Annotated in this window: 15 protein-coding genes and 1 tRNA gene; 5 read left to right on the top strand and 11 right to left on the bottom strand. The window is 72.8% G+C overall.

Annotated elements, in window-relative coordinates; genetic code table 11:
* Window positions 1–105: 105 nt before the first annotated feature.
* A tRNA-Ser gene (locus tag ACJOT3_RS20955) sits at window positions 106–194 on the bottom strand.
* A 65-nt stretch (window positions 195–259) separates the two neighbouring features.
* The gene (locus ACJOT3_RS20950; RefSeq protein ID WP_406974722.1) at window positions 260–1174 is read right to left on the bottom strand and encodes a helix-turn-helix transcriptional regulator; all 915 of its coding nucleotides are present in this window, start codon (window positions 1172–1174) and stop codon (window positions 260–262) included.
* A 192-nt stretch (window positions 1175–1366) separates the two neighbouring features.
* On the opposite strand from ACJOT3_RS20950, the gene ACJOT3_RS20945 reads away from it, so the two are divergent.
* Complete coding sequence (locus ACJOT3_RS20945) at window positions 1367–2794, top strand: MFS transporter (protein ID WP_406974720.1); 1428 nt, start codon at window positions 1367–1369, stop codon at window positions 2792–2794.
* 12 nt (window positions 2795–2806) lie between these two features.
* Here ACJOT3_RS20945 and ACJOT3_RS20940 read toward each other — a convergent pair whose 3' ends face one another.
* Entirely contained in the window at window positions 2807–3355 is a 549-nt protein-coding gene (locus ACJOT3_RS20940) for a SigE family RNA polymerase sigma factor (RefSeq protein ID WP_406974718.1), read from the bottom strand.
* Window positions 3356–3608: 253 nt separating this feature from the next.
* Between ACJOT3_RS20940 and ACJOT3_RS20935 the strand changes: the two genes are divergently transcribed.
* Complete coding sequence (locus ACJOT3_RS20935; RefSeq protein WP_406974717.1) at window positions 3609–4580, top strand: hypothetical protein; 972 nt, start codon at window positions 3609–3611, stop codon at window positions 4578–4580.
* Window position 4581: 1 nt separating this feature from the next.
* Complete coding sequence (locus ACJOT3_RS20930) at window positions 4582–5592, top strand: MauE/DoxX family redox-associated membrane protein (protein WP_406974714.1); 1011 nt, start codon at window positions 4582–4584, stop codon at window positions 5590–5592.
* Window positions 5593–5646: 54 nt separating this feature from the next.
* Here the strand turns inward: ACJOT3_RS20930 and ACJOT3_RS20925 are convergent, their stop codons facing one another.
* The gene (locus tag ACJOT3_RS20925) at window positions 5647–6414 is read right to left on the bottom strand and encodes a hypothetical protein (protein WP_406974713.1); all 768 of its coding nucleotides are present in this window, start codon (window positions 6412–6414) and stop codon (window positions 5647–5649) included.
* A 108-nt stretch (window positions 6415–6522) separates the two neighbouring features.
* Here ACJOT3_RS20925 and hisC point away from each other — a divergent pair, with 108 nt between their 5' ends.
* Complete coding sequence (gene hisC / locus ACJOT3_RS20920) at window positions 6523–7605, top strand: histidinol-phosphate transaminase (protein WP_406974711.1); 1083 nt, start codon at window positions 6523–6525, stop codon at window positions 7603–7605.
* Between the two features lie 137 nt (window positions 7606–7742).
* On the opposite strand, the gene ACJOT3_RS20915 is transcribed toward hisC, so the two are convergent.
* The 6 genes from ACJOT3_RS20915 to ACJOT3_RS20890 all read right to left on the bottom strand — a co-directional run bounded on the left by ACJOT3_RS20915 (window position 7743) and on the right by ACJOT3_RS20890 (window position 15844).
* Window positions 7743–9008, bottom strand: a complete 1266-nt coding sequence (locus tag ACJOT3_RS20915) for a transcriptional regulator (RefSeq protein WP_073380156.1) — start codon at window positions 9006–9008, stop codon at window positions 7743–7745.
* Window positions 9009–9259: 251 nt separating this feature from the next.
* Entirely contained in the window at window positions 9260–10555 is a 1296-nt protein-coding gene (gene murA / locus ACJOT3_RS20910; protein ID WP_406974725.1) for a UDP-N-acetylglucosamine 1-carboxyvinyltransferase, read from the bottom strand.
* A gap of 387 nt (window positions 10556–10942) precedes the next feature.
* The gene (locus ACJOT3_RS20905) at window positions 10943–11848 is read right to left on the bottom strand and encodes a phosphoribosylaminoimidazolesuccinocarboxamide synthase (RefSeq protein WP_406974709.1); all 906 of its coding nucleotides are present in this window, start codon (window positions 11846–11848) and stop codon (window positions 10943–10945) included.
* A 263-nt stretch (window positions 11849–12111) separates the two neighbouring features.
* Window positions 12112–13362 carry a phosphoribosylamine--glycine ligase gene (gene purD, locus ACJOT3_RS20900; protein ID WP_406974707.1) on the bottom strand — a complete coding sequence of 417 codons (1251 nt, stop codon included), beginning with the start codon at window positions 13360–13362 and terminating at the stop codon, window positions 12112–12114.
* A gap of 52 nt (window positions 13363–13414) precedes the next feature.
* Window positions 13415–14698, bottom strand: coding sequence for an adenylosuccinate synthase (locus ACJOT3_RS20895; RefSeq protein WP_406974705.1), 1284 nt, complete (start codon window positions 14696–14698; stop codon window positions 13415–13417).
* Window positions 14699–14920: 222 nt separating this feature from the next.
* Entirely contained in the window at window positions 14921–15844 is a 924-nt protein-coding gene (locus ACJOT3_RS20890; RefSeq protein ID WP_406974703.1) for an NAD(P)-dependent oxidoreductase, read from the bottom strand.
* 91 nt (window positions 15845–15935) lie between these two features.
* On the opposite strand from ACJOT3_RS20890, the gene ACJOT3_RS20885 reads away from it, so the two are divergent.
* A complete protein-coding gene (locus tag ACJOT3_RS20885; RefSeq protein ID WP_406974724.1) occupies window positions 15936–16532 on the top strand; it encodes a TetR/AcrR family transcriptional regulator in 597 nt (198 codons plus the stop codon).
* Window positions 16533–16873: 341 nt separating this feature from the next.
* Here ACJOT3_RS20885 and ACJOT3_RS20880 read toward each other — a convergent pair whose 3' ends face one another.
* The gene (locus ACJOT3_RS20880; protein ID WP_406974701.1) at window positions 16874–17290 is read right to left on the bottom strand and encodes a DUF3151 domain-containing protein; all 417 of its coding nucleotides are present in this window, start codon (window positions 17288–17290) and stop codon (window positions 16874–16876) included.
* Window positions 17291–17411: the final 121 nt, after the last annotated feature.

Here is a 17411-nt window from a genome sequence, read left to right as displayed (position 1 = left end):
CCGACGATCGTCAGGGTCGGCCCGCCGTCCGGGCACGGATCGGCCCAGGGCCCGGGCACGAAAAAGACCCGGGGCCCCTCGTGAGAGGGGCCCCGGGCCGGAGCGCGGAGGATCGGGGATTTGAACCCCGGATGGGCGTAAACCCAAACCGCATTAGCAGTGCGGCGCCATAGACCTGACTAGGCGAATCCTCCTGGCTGCCATAAGGGTACAGACACCGGGCCCCGCTGTGCAAAACGAAACCTGGGAGGGCTCGGTCTCACCGCCCCGCGGACCCTCCGGACCGCACGGCGCGCAGTGGCGCGGCCTGCGGAACAGCGCTTCGCCGGTCCTCCCGCAGCAGGTCGCGCAGGGCCCGCTCCGAGGGACCGCCCGGAGCCGCGCTGTAGGCGATGAGCCGCTGCCCCGGGCCGCCCGGGATCTGGAGGGTCTCGAAGGCCAGCTCCATGCGCCCCACCACCGGGTGGTCCATCCGCTTGGTCCCCGAGGTGCAGGTCCGCACCGGGTGCCGGGCCCAGCGCTCGGCGAACTCCCCGCTCTGCACGGCGAGCTGCCCGACCAGCTCGGCGAGCCTGCGGTCGTCGGGGTGCCGTCCGGCGGTCAGCCGCAGCGAGGCCACCGCCAGCGTCGCCTCCTGCGGCCAGTGCTCCCCGTACAGGGCGCGCGTGTGCTCCTCCAGGAACAGCATCCGGGTCAGGTTGGGGCGGTGGGCGGGCAGGTCGGTGTCCCCGGAGTCCAGGTGCCGGCCCAGCAGGGCGTGGCCGCGTTCGTTCCAGGCCAGGACGTCGTTGCGGCGGTCCAGGACCAGCGCCGGGACCTGGGACATCGCGTGGATCAGCTGGCGGGCCGAGCCGCTCGCGTGCTCGGGCCGGGGCGGTGCGGGGCGCCCGGCGGGGGCGGGCGCGGCCAGGTCCATCAGGTGCGCGGTCTCGTCGCCGTCCAGGCGCAGGGCCCGCGCGATCGCGGTCAGCACCTCGCGCGACACCCGGGTGCTGCGCCCCTGCTCCAGCCGCGTGTAGTGGGTGACGCTCACCCCCGCGAGCAGGCACAGCTCCTCGCGCCGCAGCCCGGGCACCCGGCGGCGCTCGCCGTAGGGGGTCAGGCCCACGTCCCGGGGGCGCAGCGCGCCGCGGCGGGTGCGGAGGAAGTCACCGAGTTCGGATGCGGGGGGCATGGTCGTCCTCTCCGAGGGTTCCGCGGTCGCTCATTCCGAACCGGCGCCCACCCGGGGTTCTTCCGGCGGCGGCGCCTCCAGGGTGGTCACGTCGTGACCACCCTCCCGGGGACTGCCCACAACGGTGTTCTGGCTGTGCCGCCGGGCCGGGACGAGTATCGGCCGGGTCAACGACCCCCGAGGAGGGACCCCATGTCCGTGAACACCGGCGCGCCCGCGGGCGCGGCCGCCCCGGCGCGGCTGACACCGCGCATGACCGTCGTCCTGGTGCTCCTGCTGTCGGCGCAGTTCATGCTGGCCGTCGACTTCTCCATCCTCAACGTCGCGCTGCCCGTCATCGGCGACGGCCTGGGCTTCACCCTCGCGAACCTCCAGTGGATCGCCACCGCGTTCGCGCTGTGCGCGGCGGGCTTCACCCTGCTCTTCGGCCGGATCGCCGACCTGTTCGGGCGCCGCCGCCTCTTCCTGGGCGGCCTCGCCGTCCTGGGCCTGTCCTCCCTGGTGGGCGGGCTCGCGACCACCCCCGAGGTGCTGATCGCCGCCCGGGTCCTCCAGGGCCTGGCCACCGCCGCGGTCACCCCGGCGGGCCTGTCCCTGCTCACCACCTCGTTCCCGGAGGGGCCGCTGCGGGAGCGCGCGCTGGGCCTCAACGGGGCGCTGATGTCGGCCGGGTTCACCACCGGTGCCGTGCTGGGCGGCCTGCTCACCGACCTGCTGTCGTGGCGGTGGGCGTTCTTCGTCAATGTCCCGGTGGCGCTGGCCGTGCTGGTCGTCGCGCCGATCGTGATCAGGGAGTCCCTGCCGGAACAGCGGCCCAGGCTGGACGTCCCGGGCGCCCTGCTGGTCACCCTGGGCCTGCTCGCGGTGGTCTACGGCTTCTCGCAGGCGGGGGAGGCGGGCTGGTCCGCGCCGCTCACCTGGGCGCCGCTGGCGGCCGGCGCGGTGCTGCTGGTCCTGTTCGTCCTGGTGGAGGCCAGGGTCGCGGCCCCGCTGGTGCCGGTCCGCGTCCTGCGCCGCCGCTCGGTGGCCTGGGGCAACGTCGCCGGGTTCATCGCGTTCCTCACCGAGACCTCGCTGGTCTTCCTGCTCACCCTCTACCTGCAGAACGTGCTGGGCTTCAGCCCGCTGGCGGCGGGCCTGTCCTTCGCGGTCCTGGGCGCGGGCACCGTCCTGGGCGGGGTCATCGCCCCCCGCGTCATCGGGGCCACGTCCACCAGGGTGACGCTGCTCGTCGGCGGCCTGGTGCAGGCCGCGGCGACCTCCGCCCTGCTGTTCCTGGGCACCGGCCAGGGGAGCATGCCCCTGCTCCTGGTCGCGACCTTCGTCGGCGGCGTCGGCAACATGCTGGTCATCGTCGGGTTCATGGTCACCGCCACCTCCGGGCTGCCCGACGGCGAGCAGGGGCTGGCCACCGGACTGGCCACCATGACCCAGCAGATCGGCATCACCATGGGCACCCCGATCATGAGCGCGGTCGCGGCCTCGGCGATGGTCGGCACCGGGGCCGCGGCGACGCTGGGCGGCCTGACCTGGGCCATCGGGGTGAACGCGGTGATCGTCCTGGCGGGGGTGCTCGCCGCCGCGCTCTTCCTCGGGGGCGGAACGCGGGAACGGGGCTGAACGCCCCGGGCGTCAGCCGGTGGTGCGCTCGATGATGAGGTCGGCGTCCCGGCGCAGCCGGTCCACGGCGCGCGAAAGGGTGCTCTTGACGGTGCCCAGCGTGACGCCCATGCGGTCGGCGATCTGGACCTCGGTGAGGTCCTCGTAGTAGCGGAGGATGACCGTGGTGCGCTGGCGGTCGGGCAGTCTGTCGATGGACCGGCGCACCACGTCGGCGAGGTCGCTGCGCCAGGTCGGGTCGTCCACCCGCTGCTCGGGGATCTCGTCGGTGGGGTACACGTCCAGGCGGCTGCGGCGCCATTCGGAGATCCGGGCGTTGACCATGGCCCGGCGCACGTACCCGTCGCGGGCGCGCGGGTCGTTGATGCGGTCCCAGGACAGGAACGTCTTGACCAGGGCGGCCTGGAGCAGGTCCTCGGCGTCGTTGTGACTGCCGGTGATGGAGCGGGCCATGCGCAGCAGGGCGGGGCCGCGCTCGGCGACGTAGCTGCTGAACTCCTCGTACCGGGGGGTCTGCTTGGTGCCCGCCACCTGTCCACCGCCCTTCACCGCACTCGGCATCGGCCTGTGGGCACAACTCTCACACAGCGAGCGCAAACTCCCGGGAACCTGTGTCCCACGCGCCGACAAACGGCCCGGCGGGGACGCCCGCACGCTCTCGACCATGGTGGCGGCCCGGGACCGGCGTTGGCAATGATCGGGACATGCGGGCGGCATGAACCGCCGGGTCGCGGCGTGTGAGCCGCGCCCGGGCCCCTTCATCGGGAGAATGGTCACGGCAGGACGAGTCGGGCGACAGGGGGATGCGAACGACATGTCAGTGATAACGGACAAGAGCCGGGACCGCGCACGGTTCACCGCCGCGCTCCTGGGACCCGACACCGCACCCGAGCCCACACGGCTCGGCGGCCGGGTGGCCCGCGGCGTCGTCGTCGACGCCACCTCCTACATGCTCTGCCTGGCCACCCCGAACGGGGAGGAGCGCTTCCTCTACGAACGCGTCACCTCGTTCTGGCGCGGCGGCGAGGTCCGGCCCACCGAACTGCGGCCCGGCGACGACGCCGTCGTCCTGTGCTCCCACGACGGCCGCCTGGTCGCCGAACGCGTCTGGGCGCAGGCCGCCCGCGCCACCGGCGTCATCACCGACCACCGCGACGACACCCTGGAGATCGACCCCGGGCACGGACGCCCCCGCCTCACCGTGGTCATCCCCTACCGCACCTCGGGCCGCATCACCGTGCGCCACCCGCGCCTGGAACCCGGTTACCTGTTCGACGCCGTCGGCGTCTGGCGCGACGGCGCGGTCTGGGCGGTGCGCCCGGCCACCACCCAGCCGCCCTACCCGCTGACCGCGACGCCCCGGCGCCCGCACACCCGCGACCACCCGTCCACCCTGGGCGGCATCGCCACCTGGTACGACCCGGCCTGGGGGCGCGCCTCCCACCTGGACCCGCGCGCCCACGCCACCGGCCTGGCCTACCCGGCGATCGACCGGGCCGGCCACACCCGGGACTGCGACCGGCGCACCTCCTGCGTGCCCCTGCCGCTGCTGTCCACCGGGGCCGTGGTGAGCCTGCGCAACGACTGCACCCGCACGTCCGCCGCCCTGCCCGTCATCGACTGCGCCGCCGCCGACAGCTGGCTGTGCGACCTGTGCCCCACCTGCGGCGGGCAGGGGGCCGGACGCCTGGCCTCCCTCACCATGACCTCCTTCGTCGCCCTGGGCGGGCGGCTGGAGGACGGCTGCTTCAACGCGACCGTCACGGTCCACAACGGAGAGGTGTGACATGCCGGCGGAGATCCTCCAGGCGCTGAGAGAGGTCCAGCTGCCGCTCCTGGCGGTGCTGCTGCTGTTCGGCGCGCTCACCAAACTCGGCTCCCGGGACACGTCCACGGGGCTGTCGGTCCTGCTGCCCGCACGCCTGCGCCGCCCGGCCGCGTTGGGCACCGGGCTGCTGGAGGCCGCCCTGGCCGCGGGCCTGGTCCTGCTCTCCGGGACGCTCGGCGAGGCGGCCCGGCTGCTCACCGCCCTGCTGTTCGCCGCGTCCGTCGCCGTCCTGCTGCTGGTCCGCCGCCGCGACCCGGAGGCGGGCTGCGGCTGCTTCGGCGGCCTCAGCCGCGCGCCCATCGGGTGGCGCACCCTGACCCGCGCCGGGCTGCTGTCGGTGGCGGCGCTGCTCACCCTGGGCCTGGAGCCCACCGCCTGGCAGGTGGTCGCGGGCGCGGGCCCGGTGCACGCCGCCGTGCTGGGCGCCGAGCTGCTCCTGCTGGCCCTGCTCAGCCCCGAACTCCGCGAGACCGCCGCCCGGCTGCGCCACCGCGAGCCCTGCGAGCTGCGGGAGGTCTCCGACCGCGCGATCTCGCGCAGGCTCCGCCGCAGCGACGTGTGGCGCACCAACAGGCCGCTGCTGCTCGACACCGAACCGCTCGACGTCTGGCGCCACGGCTGCCACCGCTTCCTGCGCTACGACGGGATGCGGCACGGCACCCGCGTGGACGTGGTCTTCGCGGTGCGCATCGGCGGGCGGCGGCGCACCGCCGTGCGCGCGACCGTGGTGGACCGGGGGAGCGGCACGTCCGTGGCGTCCTTCGGCGCGGTGTCCGACCGCGCGCTCCAGGGGCCGCCGCGCCGGCTGCCCGGCCCGCGCCGGGCGGCGCGGCTGGACGCCCGGCGCCGGGACGAGGCCAGGGAGGCGGCGAGCCTGGGCGAGGCCCGGGAACACCCCTCGGGGCGTTCGGACGCCTGGCCTAGCGAGGACCTGGAGGCCGAGGTGACCGGCGGCCGCGGCGGGGCCTGAGCGGCGGCCGCGGGGTCCGGCCGGCGGTCGACCGGCGGCCGTGGGCCCGGGCCGCTAGCCGAGCTTCTCCTGCTGGCGCTCCACGGAGGCGCGGGTGAACTCCACCAGCATCTCCTCGTAGTCCTCCAGCTCGCCCGGGCCCATGATCGACGTGGTGCCGACCAGGTCGCCGTTGCGGTACATGACGCTGTACATGTGGTTGCGCTCGCCGTCGGTGTCCACGTCCACGGCGAAGCCTCGCGACTCGTCGCCCAGTGTCGGCAGCTCCGCCAGGTCGCGCACCTCGTAGCCGGAGGAGGTGCCGTCCTCGTAGGTGGCGGTGTAGGTGTCGCAGTCGGCGGGCGGCCGGGACTCGACCGCCGCGGCCGCCCCGTCCTCGTCCAGCCGGACCAGGAGGTGGGTGAGCGAGCCGCGGTCCCACTCGTAGGAGGTCAGGGACGCGGGGGCGCCCTGTACCGCCTCGGCGTCGGCCCACCGGTTGGCCGCGTCCAGGCAGGCGGGCTTGTCGAGCTCGGTGGAGGCCCGCACCTGCTCGCTGTAGCGCACGGTGACCAGCTCGGAGTAGACGCCGGCCTCGCTGCCCTCGGGCATGATCTCGGCGCCCTCGAACGAGATGAGCTGGGCGTCGTGCAGCAGCGCGGCGGCCTCGGCCGCCTCGCCGGTGCCCTCCTCCATGGGCCCGGCGCAGGCGCTCAGCGCGAGGACGACGGGCAGGCCCGCATAAAGGCCCCATGATCGGACGGCCTTCCGGCCGCTGTCACGAAAGCGGCTCTGACCAGCGACGATCTGAACCGTCGTGGCGGGTTCCGGACGCGAGCGCATGGTGTTGTCTCCTCATTTGTGCGATATTTCCGCTGGGAGCGGTGACCGACCCGCACACGAGATCGCTGAGCGTGTCGCGGGGTTAGCACAAAGTATTGAGGAAGGACAATGGTGTCGGAGTCGAAATCGCCATATCTGCGGTCGGTGCTGGAGAGCATCCCCGCCTACAAGCCGGGCAAGAAGGTCACCGGGCCCGATGGGCGATCCATCAAGCTGTCCTCCAACGAGAGCCCCTACGGGCCGCTCCCGTCGGTGCGCGAGGCCATCACCCGCGCCGCCGCCGACCTCAACCGCTACCCGGACCCGGGCGCGACCGAGCTGACCGCGGCGCTGGCCCGCCGCCTGGACGTGCCCGAGGAGCACATCGGCCTGGGCGCGGGCTCGGTCGGCCTGCTCCAGCAGCTGCTGGAGGCCGTCGGCGAGCCGGGCGCCGAGGTCGTCTACGCCTGGCGCTCCTTCGAGGCCTACCCGCTGCTCGCCGAGCTGGCCGGGGTGACCTCCGTGCGGGTGCCCCTGCGCGATGAGACCCACGACCTCGACGCGATCCTCGACGCCATCACCGAGAACACCCGCATGGTGCTGGTCTGCAACCCCAACAACCCCACCGGCACCACCGTGCGCGAGGCGGAGCTGACCGCCTTCCTGGACCGGGTCCCCGACCACGTGCTGGTGATCCTCGACGAGGCCTACCGCGAGTACGTGCGCGACCCGCAGGTGCCCGACGGCGTTTCCCTGTACCGCGACCGGCCCAACGTGGCCGTCCTGCGCACCTTCTCCAAGGCCTACGGCCTGGCCGCGGTGCGCCTGGGCTTCCTGGTCGGCCACCCGCCGGTGGTCGCCGCGGTCCGCAAGACCCTGGTGCCGTTCGCGGTCAACCACCTGGCCCAGGCCGCGGGCATCGCCTCCCTGGAGGCCGAGGGCGAGCTGCTGGAGCGCGTGGACGCCACCGTCGCCGAGCGCGGGCGCGTGCGCGCCGCCCTGCTGGAAGCCGGGTGGACCGTGCCGCCCACCGAGGCCAACTTCGTGTGGCTGCGCGTGGACGGGGACACCCTGGACTTCGCCGCCGAGTGCGCGAAGGTCGGCGTGTCCGTGCGCCCCTTCGACGGTGAGGGCGCCCGCGTCAGCCTGGGCACCCCGGAGGAGAACGACGCGTTCCTCTCCGTCGCCCGCGACTACCCCAGGCGCCGCTAGAAGCTGTACTCCCGCTGGGGCGTCGTCCGTTACGGGCGGCGCCCCCACACGTGGGCCCTGGGCACGGGCCCCGGAAAGCACGAGGGGCGCCTCCCAGGGGGGAAGGCGCCCCGAAATCGGGTGCGGGTCGCGGCGGGCTACTTGCCGGCGGCGTCCTTGTCGAGCTTCTCCACGATGAGCCGGTACAGCTGTCGGGGGCGCCCCGGCTGGAGCGTGCGGTTGGGCGGCAGGGGCCAGGCGAGCCCCTCCTCCACGAGGGTGCGCAGGAGCCGACGCGCGGTCCGGGAGGTGACCCCGAGCATCCGCCCGGCGTTCTCCGCGTCGACGACGAGGGGGCCGTCCTCTTCCGCGATCTTCTCCGAAAGCCGAATCAGAGTCTCGCGGCCCTTGGTGCGCAGCGGTTCGGAGGATTGCCGTGAGGGCGCGCGCTGGGCCGGGACCAGGGAACGACCCTCGCGGTCCACCGCGAAGCTCTGACGGGACGCCTGGGCGCGGTTCAGGGCCGCGCGGGCGTGCGCCTCGGCGTCCTGGGTGGTGCGCCCCATGCCGATGCCCACCTCGATGGCGATCCCGAGCTCCGCCTTGATGCGTTCCACGAACGGCGGCTGCCGGAACCCCTCGGTCGCCGTGACGAGCGATCCCCGGGTCGCGGTGATCATGAACGAATGATCGTCCAGACGGTGCGCCGTGGCGTTGATCCGGTGGGCCTCCTGGAGCAGCAGCCGGTGCAGCGACAGCCGCAGCTCCTCCCGCCAGTAGCGGGGCGTGGACCGCCGCGAGGAGTCCCGCAGCGTCGGCACGTCCACCACGACCACGCCCAGCTGCGCCTCCTCCAGCCGGTGGTGGGCGCCCAGCAGTCCGGCGGTCTGCAGCGCGCTGCGCACCCCGGCGTTGGTCGGCCGCAACCGGATGACCGGGACGCCGATGGCCTCCAGCCGCTCGGCGACCCCGCGCACGCAGGTGATCGCCATCTTGGTGGCCTTGCGCCGCCACAGCCCCTCGTGGAACGAGGTGAGCTGGGCGGTGTTGGTCAGCTCCTCGTGGACGTGGATGCCGTCCACGGGAAGGTCGACCTCGGAGTAGGCCTCGACGACGTCGGCGCGGCTGAGCACGTCCAGACTTGCTCTGGTCGGGTCGTAGCGCTCGTCCAGGGTGGCACGGAGGAGGGCCTCGTGCAGGCTGGCGCCCCCGAGCGGCACGTAGGTGGCGGGCATCGTCAGCACGCCGGCCTTTCGCGCGAACTCGTAGGGAACCGGGCTGGCGAACAGGTACGCGTCGATCGCCGAACCCAGCCTGACGACCTTGTCCGTCGCCTCTTGCTCATCTCGGTATGCGGCGGCGATGAGTCTGGCGTTGAGGGGTCCCGTGGACCCAGGACCCATGAGCATGACCCGTTCGACCACCTCATGGGGCCCTATGACGCCGATCGTCAAATCGCCAGTACGCTGGGCACTCACCTCGGGTTGCTCCCCGCTACCATTCCACGCTCTTCACTATGTGCGCCCACTGGTTTCCCGACCCGATCTCTGTCACGGCATGATTGCCGAGATCGTACCCATTGTGCGGGGCCAAAGAAGATCGTTTTCCATATCAACGCCGAAAGCCCGGGTGGGAGACGGGCTCCCACCCCGGCTTGAACTGCGCTTTCGACCCGCTACGAGACGACGACGCGCTCCACGTCGGCACCTAGTGCGGCGAGTCGCGTCGCGAACTGAGCGTGACCGCGGTCCACCAGATAACCAGGCGCAACGATTGTCTCACCTTCGGCGACCAGTCCGGCGAGCACCAGGGCCGCGCCGGTCCGCAGGTCGTGGGCGATCACCTCGGCACCGTGCAGGTGCGTCGGGCCGTGCACGATGGCGCGGGTGCCCTCGACCTCGACCTTGGCGCCCATCTTGTTGAGCTCGTCGGCCAGCGCGAAGCGGCCGTCGTAGATCGCCTCGTGGATGTAGCTCTCACCCTCGGCCAGGGTGGCCAGGGCCATGAGCGGCGACTGCAGGTCCGTGGCGAAGCCCGGGAACGGCGAGGTGACCGCGTTGATCGGGCGCAGCGGCACGGACGGGTCGCGGGTCACGTGCAGGACCGCGCCCTCCTGCGAGAAGCCGACGCCCATCTGCTCCAGCTTCCAGCGGGCCACACCCAGGTGGTCCAGGTTGGCGCCGACCAGGCTGACCTCGCCGCCGGTGGCCGCGACGGTCATCGCGAACACACCCGCGTCGATACGGTCCGACATGATCGTGTGCTCGACCGCAGTGAGCTCCTCGACGCCCTCGACCGTGATCAGGCCGGTGCCGCCACCGCTGATCTTGGCGCCCATGGCCGACAGGAACGCGATGACGTCCAGGACCTCGGGCTCCAGGGCGGCGTGCTCGATCACCGTGGTGCCGGGCGCCAGGACGGCGGCCATCAGCAGGTTCTCGGTGCCGGTGTGGGACGGGGTGTCCAGGTACAGGCGACCACCGCGGAGGTCGGAGGCCTCGACGTTGATGTGGTTGCGCTCGGCGTCCTCGGTGACCTTGGCGCCCAGGCGCGCGAAGCCCCGGTAGTGGAAGTCCAGGTTGCGGCTGCCCAGGTTGCAACCGCCGACGCCCTCGATCCGGGCGCGGCCGGTGCGGTGCATCAGCGCCGGGACGAACAGCACCGAGCCGCGGAAGCGAGCGGCGATCTCGGCGGGCAGAACGGCCCGCTCGGGGTCGTTGAGCCCGGAGGCGTCGATGACAACGGTGCGCTCTGCCTCATGGAACTCGACCTTGGCGCCGATGTGCTCGGCGAGTTCGAGGGAGCGGTAGACATCCTCGATGACGGGGACGTTGCGCAGCACCGTACGTCCCTTGGCCGCGAGGAGAGCGGCTCCGATCATCGGCAGGACGGCGTTCTTCGCGCCCTGGATGAACGCCGTACCGCTGAGGGGGCGTCCGCCGCGGACGCGGTAACGAACCTCCTGGCCCATGCTCATGTGCTCCTTTGTGAGGCAGATGTGAAAAAAGGTCACCCTCGTCGGGTTTCGCCTATGTGCGTTTTAGACGCGGGTTTCCCCTGGAACGTTCGACGAATCTTGTGTGTGACCTGCACGGCCAGCGAACCGGTGTGTTCGCGACGACTCTATAGCACCCCCCGGCCCGGACCGGTCCAGAACGTGGTATACCCCCGGATCGGGGAGGGAGTCCCGCGAAACGGCCAAAGAGGTGCTCGCCTAACGGAAAGACCAGGGAAGGTGTGGGGAGATCGCGTGCATGGCCGAACACCTGAACAGGTGCCGCACACGACCTCACCACCATACGCGCTTCCGACAACTATTCCGAGACCAGCGTGCCCGGAATCACGTGCCGGACCTGCGTCACAGCTTGGGATCGGACCCGGTCAGCCGCCGGAAGATCTCCGCGTAGCGGTCGATCGTGTGCTCCACCACCGACTCCGGAAGCTCCGGCGGCGGGGCGTCCGCGGCCCGGTCCCAGCCCGAATCGGCCGAGGTCAGCCAATTGCGGACCACCTGCTTGTCGAAGGACGGCTGCGGGCCGCCCGGCGCCCACTCGTCCGCGGGCCAGTACCGGGACGAGTCCGGGGTGAACACCTCGTCGCCCAGCACCAGCGCGCCGTCGGCGTCCCGGCCGAACTCGAACTTGGTGTCGGCCAGCAGCACCCCGCGCTCGCGCGCCACCTCGCGACCGCGCGTGTACACGCGCAGGGTGAGGTCGCGCAGCTCCCCGGCCAGCTCGGCGCCGTGCCGGGCCGCGACCGCCTCGAACGACACGTTCTCGTCGTGGTCGCCCACCTCGGCCTTGGTGGCCGGGGTGAAGATCGGCTCGGCCAGCTCCGAGCCGTCCACCAGGCCCTCCGGCAGCGGCACCCCGCACACGGTGCCGTCCACCCGGTACTCGGCCAGGCCGGAACCGGTCAGGTAGCCGCGGGCCACGCACTCCACCGGCACCATGTCCAGCCTGCGGCACACCAGGGTCCGCCCGGCCCAGTCGGCGGGCGCGCCCCGCGGCGGCACGTCCGACACCACGTGGTTGGGGACCAGGTCGGCGACCCGGTCGAACCACCACAGGGACAGCTGTGTGAGCAGCCGGCCCTTGCCGGGGATCTCGGTGGGCAGCACCCAGTCGAACGCGGAGAGCCGGTCGCTGGCCACCATCACCAGGTCGCCGGACGCGGTGGTGTACAGGTCGCGGACCTTGCCGGTGTGCACGTGGGTCAGGCCCTCGACCTGCACCGGCTCGGGCCGGACGACGAAACCGCTCATGGGAGTCCTTTGTTTCTTACGGTGGCCGTCAGGCCGTGTTCGGTGGATGCCTTCGTGTGGTTCGGCGCCTGCGCCGAAGGGACACGAGCGGCCACGAGGCGATCTCTCGCAAGGCGACCGCCCCGACCGCCCCCGCCGTGCGTTGCCCCGCGGGCTCGCGGTGCCGCACAGCGGAGCCCGCCCGGGGCCCGCCGACCGAGCGCGGGCGGCGCCGCGACAGGCGGCCCGGCGGCCGCGACAGGTGATGACCCACCGAGCACGGCCTACAGCTCGGCGGCGGCCCGCTCGGCGATGTCGGTCCGGTGGAACGACCCGCGCAGCTCGATCTCGGACACCGCGGCGTAGGCGCTCTCGCGCGCCTTCGCCAGGTCGGTTCCGGTCCCCACCACGCTGAGCACCCGGCCGCCCGACGCCACCACGTCGCGGGCCCCGCTCCAGGCGGTCCCGGCGTGCAGAACGTAGGCGCCCTCCACGGCGTTCGCCGCGTCCAGGCCGCCGATGACGTCGCCCTTGACCGGGTCGCCGGGGTAGTTCTCGGCGGCCACCACGACGGTGACCGCGGCCCCGGTCTTCCATTGCAGCGAGCCGATGCCCTTGAGGCCGCCCGTGTCGGTGGCCTGTAGGACCGCGCCGATCGGGGTGACCAGCCGGTCCAGCACCACCTGGGTCTCCGGGTCGCCGAAGCGGGCGTTGAACTCGATGACGCGCGGGCCCTTGGAGGTGAGCGCCAGGCCCACGTACAGCAGCCCCTGGTAGCGGGTGCCGCGCCGGTTCATCTCCTGCAGGGTCGGCCGCACGACCGACTCCATGACCTCGTCCACCAGCCCGGCCGGCGCCCACGGCAGCGGCGCGTACGCGCCCATCCCGCCGGTGTTGGGGCCCTGGTCGCCGTCGTAGGCGCGCTTGAAGTCCTGGGCGGGCAGCAGCGGCAGCGCGTGCACGCCGTCGCTCAGCACGAACAGCGACACCTCGGGGCCGTCGAGGAACTCCTCGATGACGACCCGGCCGCACTCGCGCGCGTGGCGCTCGGCCAGCGCCCGGTCGTCGGTGACGACGACGCCCTTGCCCGCCGCCAGCCCGTCGTTCTTGACGACGTAGGGGGTGCCGAACTCGTCGAGCGCCTCCGACACCTGGCCGGCCGTGCGGCACACCCTGGCCTTGGCCGTGGGCACGCCCGCCGCCTCCATGACCTCCTTGGCGAACGCCTTGGAGCCCTCCAGGCGGGCGGCCTCCCGGTCCGGGCCGAACACCGGGATGCCGCGTTCGCGCAGCACGTCGGCGACCCCGGCGACCAGCGGCGCCTCCGGGCCGACGACGACCAGCTCCGCGCGGATGCGCGCGGCCAGCTCGGTCACCGCCAGCCCGTCGGTCACGTTGATCACGTGGTTCTCGGCCAGTTCCGAGATCCCCGGGTTGCCCGGGGCGCAGTGGATGTCGGTGACACCCGGGTCGAGGGACAGCGCGCGGACGAGGGCGTGCTCGCGGCCTCCGCCGCCGAGGACGAGGGCTTTCACTACTGGGGGCCTCTTCGTGTGGGAGGACGGACAGCGGACAGGCGGGCGCCGGTCAGACCAGGGATCGCAGCTCAAGGGTCTGGTCGCGGCCGGGGCCCACCCCGATGGCGGAGATCGGGGCTCCGGCCATCTCCTCCAGGGTACGCACGTACGCCTGGGCGTTCTTGGGAAGTTCGTCGAATTCCCGGGCTCCGGTGATGTCCTCCGACCAGCCGTCGAGGTACTCGTAGACCGGCGTCGCGTGGTGGAAGTCGGTCTGGGTCATCGGGATCTCGTCGTGGCGGACCCCGTCGACGTCGTAGGCGACGCACACCGGGATGCGCTCTAGGCCGGTGAGCACGTCGAGCTTGGTCAGGAAGAAGTCGGTGATGCCGTTGACGCGGGTCGCGTACCGGGCGATGGGCGCGTCGAACCAGCCGCAGCGGCGGTCGCGGCCGGTGGTGACCCCGTACTCGTGGCCCTGCGTGCGCAGCCAGACGCCCTGCTCGTCGAGCAGCTCGGTCGGGAAGGGGCCCGAGCCGACGCGGGTGGTGTAGGCCTTGAGGATGCCGACGACCTTGGTGATGCGGGTGGGGCCGATGCCCGACCCGGCGGCCGCGCCGCCCGCCGTGGGCGAGGAGGACGTGACGAACGGGTAGGTGCCGTGGTCGATGTCCAGCAGGGTGCCCTGCGAACCCTCCAGGTAGACGGTCTTGCCGTCGTCCAGAGCCTTGTTGAGGACCAGCGAGGTGTCGGCCACGAAGGGGCGGAGCCTCTCGGCGTAGCCGAGGTACTCCTCGATGATCGGCTCGGCCTCCAGGGCGCGCCGGTTGTAGACCTTGGTGAGGAGCTGGTTCTTGTCGTTGAGGGCCAGCTCGATCTTCTTGCGCAGGATCTTGGCGTCGAACATGTCCTGCACGCGCACGCCCTGGCGGGACACCTTGTCGGCGTAGGTCGGGCCGATGCCGCGCCCGGTGGTGCCGATCTTGCCCTTGCCCAGGAAGCGCTCGCTGACCCGGTCCAGGGCCCGGTGGTAGGGCATGATCAGGTGCGCGTTGGCGGAGATGAGCAGGTTCGAGGTGTCGACGCCGCGGGCGTCGAGCCCGTCCAGCTCCTCGAAGAGGACGCCCGGGTCGATGACGACGCCGTTGGCGATGACCGGGACCACGTTCGGGGAGAGGATGCCGGACGGCAGCAGGTGGAGGGCGTATTTCTGGTCGCCGATGACCACCGTGTGCCCGGCGTTGTTGCCGCCCTGGTAGCGGACCACGTAGTCCACGCGGTCGCCCACAAGGTCGGTCGCCTTGCCCTTGCCCTCATCGCCCCACTGGGCACCCACGAGCGTGATCGCCGGCATTGGTCACTACCTTTTCGCTCGACACCTGACCGGGGTGTTCCCGACCCCGAACATGGATGAACCCCTGGCGCAAGGCAGCGACAGGGGCCGTTGCGTATTGAGGGTACACGACCCGTCCGTCCCGGTTAAGAGCCGCCCACGCGGGGGTTTCCTCACGTCGAACCGGGTGGGACGGCCGGTGGGGCGGGGTTTTCGGACCCCCTTTCCCTCACGCCCGTTCCCTCACACGGGGCGCAGCAGGTGCAGCAGAGAGGTGAGGCTCTCATCGGCGTGGCCGCGGTCGACCCCGGCCCGGACCAGTGCCAGGACGGCGGCCGGCAGCGACGGGTCCACCCCGGCCCGGTCGGCGGTGTCCACGACGTGTTCGATGCTCGCCGCCGCCATGGAGAGGCGTTCGGCGTCGCCGCCGTGCTCCCCGGCGTCGACGCGGGGGCTGTAGAAGCGGAACATCTGGTCCAGGGACGCGGCGGTGGCCGTGGCCTGGGGCAGGAACTCCTGAGCGCTGACTCCGTGCGCCCGGGCGACGGCCACGCTGTGCAGCCACCCGGCCAGGCCGGTCCAGAAGAGGTCCATCCCCAGCTGGTAGTGGAGCGGGGCCAGGGCCGGGTCCTCGCCCCGGTAGTCGGTCCCGGTGAGGGCGCGCAGGGTGTGCGCGTGCCGGTCGAAGACCTCCCGCGGGCCGCTGTAGAACGTGGAGGTCCCCGGGCCGCCGATGCCGGACGGGTCCGCCTGCACCCCGCCGGTCAGATGGTGTGCGCCGTGGCCGGCGAGCCAGGCGGAGGCCTCGCGGGCCCGGTCGGGCGTGTCGGAGCTCAGGTTGACGATCACCCGCCCGGCCAGGGCGTCGGCGGCCGGGGTGAGCAGGGCGTACACGGCCGCGTAGTCGGTGAGGCTGAGGACGGCCAGCCCGCTGGCGCGCAGCGCGTCGGCGACGGTCGGCGCGGCGGTCGCGCCCAGGGCGACCAGGGGCTCGGCCCTGGCGGCGGTGCGGTTCCACACGGTGACGGCGTGGCCGCGGTCCAGGAAGGCGCGGGCCATGGCGGCGCCCATCGGGCCCAGGCCGATGACGGTGACGGGCTCGGGGGCCGTGCCGGTCGTGTCGGTCGCGTCGGTCGTGTTCTTGGTGTTCTTCTCCGTTGTCTCCATGTCCCCATCTCGCTAAAACGAACGTTCTACTCAGTGGGGAGACCATAACAGACCCTAGAGCGAACGTTCTATTCAGTACGATGGCGGCGTGATGACCAAGGCAGCGCCCACCGACGACACCCCCGGCACCCGCGAGCGGATCGTCGCCGCCGCCTCGCACCTGATGCAGCGGCGGGGCTACGACGGCACCGGCGTCAAGCAGATCTCGATCCAGGCGGGGGCCACGCTCGGCTCGGTGTACCACTTCTTCCCGGGCGGAAAGAAGGAGCTGGCGCTCGCCGCGATCGAGCGCGGCGACCGGGAGTTCGCCGAGGAGCTGGAGCGGATCCTGGCCGCCGAGGAGGACCCGGCCGAGGCCATGGCGGTCTGCGCCCGCGTGATCGCCGACGGCCTGCGCGAGTCCGACTGGGCGGACGGCTGCCCGGTGACCTCGACCGCCCTGGGGGTGGCCGTCGGCGTCCCGGAGATCGGCCGCGCCGCCGACGCCGCGCTGGCCCGCTGGCGCTCCCTCGTCGCGGAACACCTGATCGCCGCCGGTGTCGCCGAGGAGGACGCGCGCGACCTGGGGTACACGGTCATCAGCACGCTGGAGGGCGCCGAGACCGCCGCCCAGCTGGCCCGCGACGACACCCCGCTACGGATCGCGGGCCGCCACCTGGCCCGCCTGGTCCGCCTTCACCTCCCCTGATCCCGGCCGCCGCCGTCCCCCAACCGTCGGTGTACCCCGGCCGGGGCTTCACGGGCTGCCTGCGGCGGTGCCCACGGCTTTGCGCGTGGCGTTCGGGAGGTGCCCGCAGCGGAGGGTGAGGGTCGGCGGTCGCGTCGCAGGGACGGTCGCCGCCCTACTTCGGCCGGGGTCGGCCGGTGCTCCGTGGGGGGCGCCCCTGTCGGAGCGGTGCTCGTGTTCGCCTGTGGTCCTCCTTCTTCTGCCGGGGTGGGACGGCTGCCTGTGGGGCGCGCGGGCCTCGGATGGGTGCTCGTCCGTGGCCGTGGCCCGGGTGGGCGCCCCGGGCGGGGCGCCCGAGTGGGTCAGGCGTTGAGGACCTTGTCGGCCTCGGCGCTGGAGTCGCGCAGGAAGGTGGCGCAGCGTTCGGCCTCTGGGGCCTCGCCGATCTGCTCGGCGGCCTTGCCCAGTGCGTGCAGCGCGCGCAGGAAGCCCTGGTTGGGCTCGTGCTCCCAGGGGATGGGGCCGTGGCCCTTCCAGCCCGAGCGGCGCAGCTGGTCCAGCCCGCGGTGGTAGCCGGTGCGCGCGTAGGCGTAGGCGGCGACCGGCTCGCCCTCGGCCAGCGCGTTCTCGGCCAGGCGGGCCCAGGCGGCGGAGTACTCCGGGAAGCGGCCGGCGACCGGGGTGGGGTCGGTGGCGGCGGCCAGCGCATCGCGGGCCTCGGGGTTGTCGGCCAGGCGGGTCTCGGGCGGCTCGTTGAGCAGGTTCTGGTGCAGGTTCATGACCCCATCCTGCCACCGCCGCCGGGTCCGGAACCGGTTGTCCACAGGCCGGATTCCGGGGCTTCTCCACGGTGCCCGCCACCCGCTCGGTGACCCGCCGCCCGCTCCCGGAACACAGAAG

Origin of the sequence: Nocardiopsis protaetiae (genome assembly GCF_045446735.1) — a bacterium.
Lineage (GTDB): Bacteria > Actinomycetota > Actinomycetes > Streptosporangiales > Streptosporangiaceae > Nocardiopsis > Nocardiopsis protaetiae.
This window is presented reverse-complemented; position numbering and strand designations above follow the sequence as displayed.